This is a genomic window from Kitasatospora sp. NPDC059803 (genome assembly GCF_042732255.1).
In the GTDB taxonomy this organism is placed as follows: Bacteria; Actinomycetota; Actinomycetes; order Streptomycetales; family Streptomycetaceae; genus Kitasatospora.
Window position 1 is genome coordinate 1 of the sequence record NZ_JBHWIJ010000440.1, and the last position, 5,096, is coordinate 5,096.

The following is a 5,096-nucleotide window of genomic DNA, read 5'->3' on the forward strand; positions in this document are numbered from 1 at the left end:
GGAGCGCCGGACACCGCGACCCGGTCGGGGTTCTCGGCGAGCAGTTCCAGGCCGCGCGGCTCGTTGCCGGACAGCGCGCAGAACTCGACGTGCCGGCCGACGGCGTGCGCCATCGAGGCCTTGCCGCGCGCGGCGCGGTAACCGGTCAGGTGGCTGGAGCGGGCCTCGTCCAGCCGGCCCCGGCGCAGCAGCGGGAGCAGGGCGGCGGCCTGGCTGAGGGCGGGCTCCTGCTCGCAGCTGCTCCGGCCGTCGAGGACCGGCTGCAGGACGTCCAGCGCCCGGGCGTCGTCGCCGGCGTCCGCGAAGTGCTCGGCGCGCGCCCGGGTCTCGCAGGCGTGGCAGTCGCTCAGCTCGGAGCGCGGGCGGGCCGTCCACAGCTCGTAGGCGTCCTGGCGGCCGCTGCCGGTCTGCGCGGCCAGGTGGTAGCGCTGGGCGTAGTACGGCTGGAGGTCGAAGCCGGCCGCCCGGTAGCGGTCGCGCAGTTCGGTGTGCCAGCGCCGCAGGGCCGGCAGCGGCACGTCCGGGTTGCCCAGGAGTGCGCCGGCCACCCACTTGAAACGCCAGAACACCTGCTGGCGGGCCCACTCGCCGAAGCCGTCCGGGTCGGCGTCCCACAGCTTGAGGAGGCGGGCGAAGACGACCGGGCTCTTGCCGCGCTCACCGTCGTACTCGTACGCCTCCATCAGCTCCAGCAGGGCCATCGAGCGCGCCCCGGTGTCGTCGAACTGCTCGGCGGCGTCGACGAGTTCCTCGGCCGCGACGGTCCGCTGGCGGCCGTAGGGGCGGGCGTCGTTCTCGCGCAGCGCGGCCATCACCGCATCGGGGGTGTCCAGCATCAGGCCTCCTTCGGGTCGGTGCGGTCCGGGCCGGCCGACTCGTGGCCGAGCATGGCGTGGTCGAGCAGGCTGATGAACGAGCGGTTGAGCAGGGCGCTCTCGCTGGCCTTGAGCGGGCGGCGGGTCATCAGCACGGCCTGCCCGTACAGCGCCTCGACGGCGGTGACGGCCAGCTCGCGGTTGGTGACCGTCGCGGCGCGGCGCACCAGCGGGTTGAGGTGGTTGAGGACCAGCTGGGCGCGGGGCGCCTCGGCGCGCAGCGAGCCCAGGATGTCCGCCCACAGGCCGTCGGCCTCCTCGGCGAGCTGGGCGCGGCTGCGCTCGTGCCGGGCCTCCCGGTTGTCCAGCAGCAGCGCGGGCGCGTTGGTCGGGTGGAAGCTGCGCAGGGCGACGTCGCAGTCGAAGCGGCCGACCACCTCGCGGGCGACGGCGAGGAAGGCGTTCGCGGCGAGCTCGGCGGCCGGGTCGACGGTGTCCAGGTGCGCGGTGACGGTGCCCGGGTCGAGGTCGGAGACCGAGACGCCGGGGCGGATCTCGGGCAGCCGGTGCACCAGGTCGCGGTCGTAGGTGTAGCCGCCGTTGACCACGCCGAGGCCGGCGGCGCCGGCGATCGGGGCGACCTGGCGGAACTCCTCGACGGTGCGGGTCACCAGCACCACCGGGTGGCTGCGGGTGAACTCGTCCAGGGTGACGTTGCCGTCGGTGGTCTCGAACGGCAGCCACGGCAGCATCATCCGCAGCAACTCGTCGTCGTAACGGGCGAGTTCCTTGACGGCCAGGTGGTGCACGGACAGGAAGCGGTGCAGCAGCGCCGGATCGCTCGCGGACAGGCCGGTCAGCCAGTCGCGGATCCGGACGCCCAGCGCGTCACGGACGGCGGCCAGCGTCTCGTCCGCGTACAGGCCCTCGCGGGAGGCCGTCGGGCGCAGGCCGTCGGTGTCCACCACGCAGCGGACGAAGAACGCCCAGTCCGGCAGCAGCTCGTCGGCCTGGTCGGACAACAGCATGCCCTTGAGGTGCACCCGGTGGCCCGAACGGCGGGACGGCGGGGCCGCGTCCGGCAGCACGTAGGCGACGCCGCGCAGGCCGACCAGCGGCAGGTCCAGGTCGATGGTGTCGAGCGGGGCGAAGTCGAAGGCGGCGCGGCAGTACTCGGTCAGCGCGTCGCGCCGGGCCAGCGGCGAGCCGTGCCGCTCGGCCCACGGCGGGGTGCGGTTCACCCGGTGCTCGGTGCCGTTCGCGTCCACCACCGTGACGTCGTGGCGCAGCAGGCTGCCGAAGTCCCGGGCCAGCGCGAGGACACGGCCCGACCGCGTCCACTCGACGGCGTCGGCGCGCGGGACCAGCGTCACGGTGGTGCCCGGCTCCGGCTTGGCCGCGGCGGGCAGGGTGCGGATCGTGTAGCGGCCGTCGGAGCCGCCGCGCCACTCGATCACCGGCGCGTCCGGCGTGGCGGCGGAGCGGGTCACCACGGTGATCTCGTCGGCGACCACGAAGCAGGCCAGCAGGCCGATGCCGAACTGGCCGATGAAGTCGCCGCGGGCCTGGGCCAGCCCGGTGCCGTCCAGCCGGCCGTCGGCGTCGCGCTTCGAACTGCGGCCGATGGTGGCGAGGAAGGTGTGGACGTCCGCCTCGGTCAGGCCGACGCCGGTGTCGGTGACGCTCAGCTCGTCGTCGGCGCGCACGACGATCCGGGCCGGCGCCTGCGGATCGAGGGCGCGGCGGGCGGAGATCGCGTCCACCGCGTTCTGCAGCAACTCGCGCAGGTACACCCGCGGGCTGGAGTAGAGGTGGTGGGAGAGCAGGTCCACCAGGCCGCGCAGGTCCACCTGGAAGGTGTGCGCGCTCGCCGCGTTGTCGGGCGTCGGGTTCTCGGATGGGGACACCGGGGGCTCTTTCGATCGCGGGGCGGGTGATGGAGGTTCTGGACGGGCCGGGGGCGTCAGTACGCGCAGCGGTCCCGGTGGGAGGCGAACGCCTTGAGCGGATCACCGGACAGGAAGTGCCAGGGCGACTCGGTGACGGCGCCGTCCAAGGCCTCGAACAGCAGGCGCGCCGTCTTGCGCTGGCCGGCCAGCGAGAAGGCCATCGCGAAGGCGTTGAAGGAACCCTGCCAGCCACGCACCGGCGTGAAGTCCGGGTGCAGCACGGAGCGGAAGGCCGCCTCCTGCAAGTCGGCCACCACCTCCGCACTGGCCAGGTAGGCGCGGTCCTCACCGTCCGGGAGGTCCAGCCAGCGCTCCAGGTGCGCCAGCACCACCAGCTCGCCGAGCTGGCTGCCCTCCGGCGCCGCGAGCATCGAGGAACGGGCGAAGGCGTGCATCTCCTCGTGCGAGCCGCCCCACTTGGCACACAGCTGCTGGAGGCGCTGGCGGTGCGAGGCCGGATGCCCGGGAGCACGGCGCACGGCGGCCTCGAAGCGGCAGGTCGCGACCTCCGCCGGGAGCGAGGCACCGCGGGCGCTGATCTGCAGGAAGTACCAGGGGGCGAGCCAGGACGGCTCGCGCTCGGCGACCTCCAGCAGCTGCTCCTCGGCGATGTCCAACCGCTCGTGGAACACCTGCCACTGCTTCTCGGACACGTGCTTCGCCCGGGCGCCCGTCCGGGCCTCCCAGGCCCAGGTGACGTGCCGGGCACCGGACAGCAGCAGCGCCAGCGCGTCCTCGGGCCGGTCGGCGAGGGCCCGGGCCGTCCACTCCTCGACCCGGGGCACCTCCGCGATCGCACCGACCCGCCCGGTCAGATCGGCGCCGTCCCCGACGGCGGCCAGCGCGGGGCCCAGGGCCGCCCAGTCACCGGCGGCGGCCTGGCCGAGCATCAGGCGCAGCGACTCGTCCCCGAGCGCCGGATCCAGCCGCGGCGCCGCAACGGCCGCCACGGGCGCGGACCCGACGGCCCGCCGCACCCTCCCAAGCCAGCCCGCCCCGCTCTGCGCGGCCTCCTCGCCGGAGCGGCGTCGGAACAGCGGCATATGTGGCCCCCTCGAACATCATCGGCATCTTTCGCATGGCCGCACGACGGCCACCCCAGATGAGTAGATATCACGGCCGACCGACATCCGTTTCCCCAGCCCAGGGGCCGTCCCGGTCCGGCACGTGCGGGGACCGCCCCACGGCCCGCCGACCGGGGCGGACGACCGGGGCTGACGGCCGGAACGCGGGCACGTCGAACGAGCGGCGACGCTGTCCGGTCCGACGCCGAAACGCAGCGGGCCCCGGCGCCTCCTCGGCCCGGGGCTTCGCTTCGCTTCGCGTACGCGGCGGCCGTCAGGCCAGTCCGAGCCCGGCGTCCGGGGTCTTGCCCGCCTGGGCCTGCTCGATCCGCTTGACCAGCATCACCCCGAACCGCCGGGCGGCAGCCACGTCGGCCGGCCCGCCCTCGGTGGTCACGCTGGCGACGACGGTGCCAGAGCGCAGCACGATGCCGATGCCCTCGCTCTCGCCCAGCTGACCCTGGAAGGCCTGGCTCTCGCTGCCCAGCACCGGGGAGTCGACCTTGCGGAACGGCCCGGCTCCGTAGGAGGCGTAGGACTCCTTGAGCTTGCCCTTGGCGGCGTCGCGGTTCGGCAGCGTCTCGACGATGAAGCGGGCGACCACATCCCCCGAGGAGAACCGGACGGAACCGCTGAGCGGCTTGCCGGTGCACGGCACCGCCGCGGTGCAGGTGGTGGCGTGGTCGATGGTGTCGACCTTGCGCTTCTCCTCCTCCCAGCCCGCCATCGCCTTCGCGTCCGGCAGCACCTGCCCGACGAGCTTGTCGTCCAGCAGCACCGCCTCCAGGTCCGCCCCGGGCGTCGCCGCCCCGGCCGGCGGAGCAGAGGCCCCGGCGCCACCGCTTCCGGTCGCAGGCGGCGGCGCCGAGGCCGAGCCCGCAGCCGCACCCGCCCCCGTCGCGGCGGCAGGCGCGGACGCCGAGGCGGAGACCGAAGCCCCTGCACCGGTCTCACCACCCGCCGGACCCGTCGCACTCGCCACCGCACTCGCCGCCCCCGCCGCACCCTTGGCCGCGTCCGAGCCCGCCGGGGAACTCCCCGCAGAACCCGCCGAGCACCCGGCCAGCACCCCCGTCAGCACCCCGGCCGCCACCGCGGCAGCCACCCTCCGACCAACCATCCCCATCCCCATCGCCCACTCCTCCGGATGTCCGTGACCCATCAAGATAGCCGCCGCCCCCGGCCCGCCCGCGCCCGGGTGCACCCGGGCCGATCAAGGACGGAGCGGGGGCGGGAACGGCGGCGGGGCGGTGACCGTACTGGTCACC

General features: G+C 74.8%; 4 protein-coding genes and 1 pseudogene. 1 reads left to right on the forward strand and 4 read right to left on the reverse strand.

Annotation, left to right across the window (positions count from 1 at the left end):
* The 4 genes and pseudogenes from ACFV6I_RS37570 to ACFV6I_RS37585 form a co-directional block, all read right to left on the reverse strand.
* A pseudogene (locus tag ACFV6I_RS37570) lies at positions 1–836 on the reverse strand (hypothetical protein); the annotation flags it as partial.
* On the reverse strand, positions 836–2,722 hold the full coding sequence (locus tag ACFV6I_RS37575; RefSeq protein WP_380430572.1) for an HSP90 family protein: 1,887 nt from the start codon (positions 2,720–2,722) through the stop codon (positions 836–838). The pseudogene ACFV6I_RS37570 and the gene ACFV6I_RS37575, both read right to left, overlap by 1 nt.
* 56 nt (positions 2,723–2,778) lie before the next feature.
* A complete protein-coding gene (locus ACFV6I_RS37580) occupies positions 2,779–3,807 on the reverse strand; it encodes a hypothetical protein (RefSeq protein WP_380430574.1) in 1,029 nt (342 codons plus the stop codon).
* A gap of 295 nt (positions 3,808–4,102) precedes the next feature.
* On the reverse strand, positions 4,103–4,606 hold the full coding sequence (locus tag ACFV6I_RS37585; protein ID WP_063349746.1) for a hypothetical protein: 504 nt from the start codon (positions 4,604–4,606) through the stop codon (positions 4,103–4,105).
* Here ACFV6I_RS37585 and ACFV6I_RS37590 point away from each other — a divergent pair.
* Entirely contained in the window at positions 4,590–4,985 is a 396-nt protein-coding gene (locus ACFV6I_RS37590; RefSeq protein WP_380430577.1) for a hypothetical protein, read from the forward strand. The two genes, ACFV6I_RS37585 and ACFV6I_RS37590, sit on opposite strands and share 17 nt — an antisense overlap.
* The last annotated feature ends 111 nt before the right edge of the window (positions 4,986–5,096 follow it).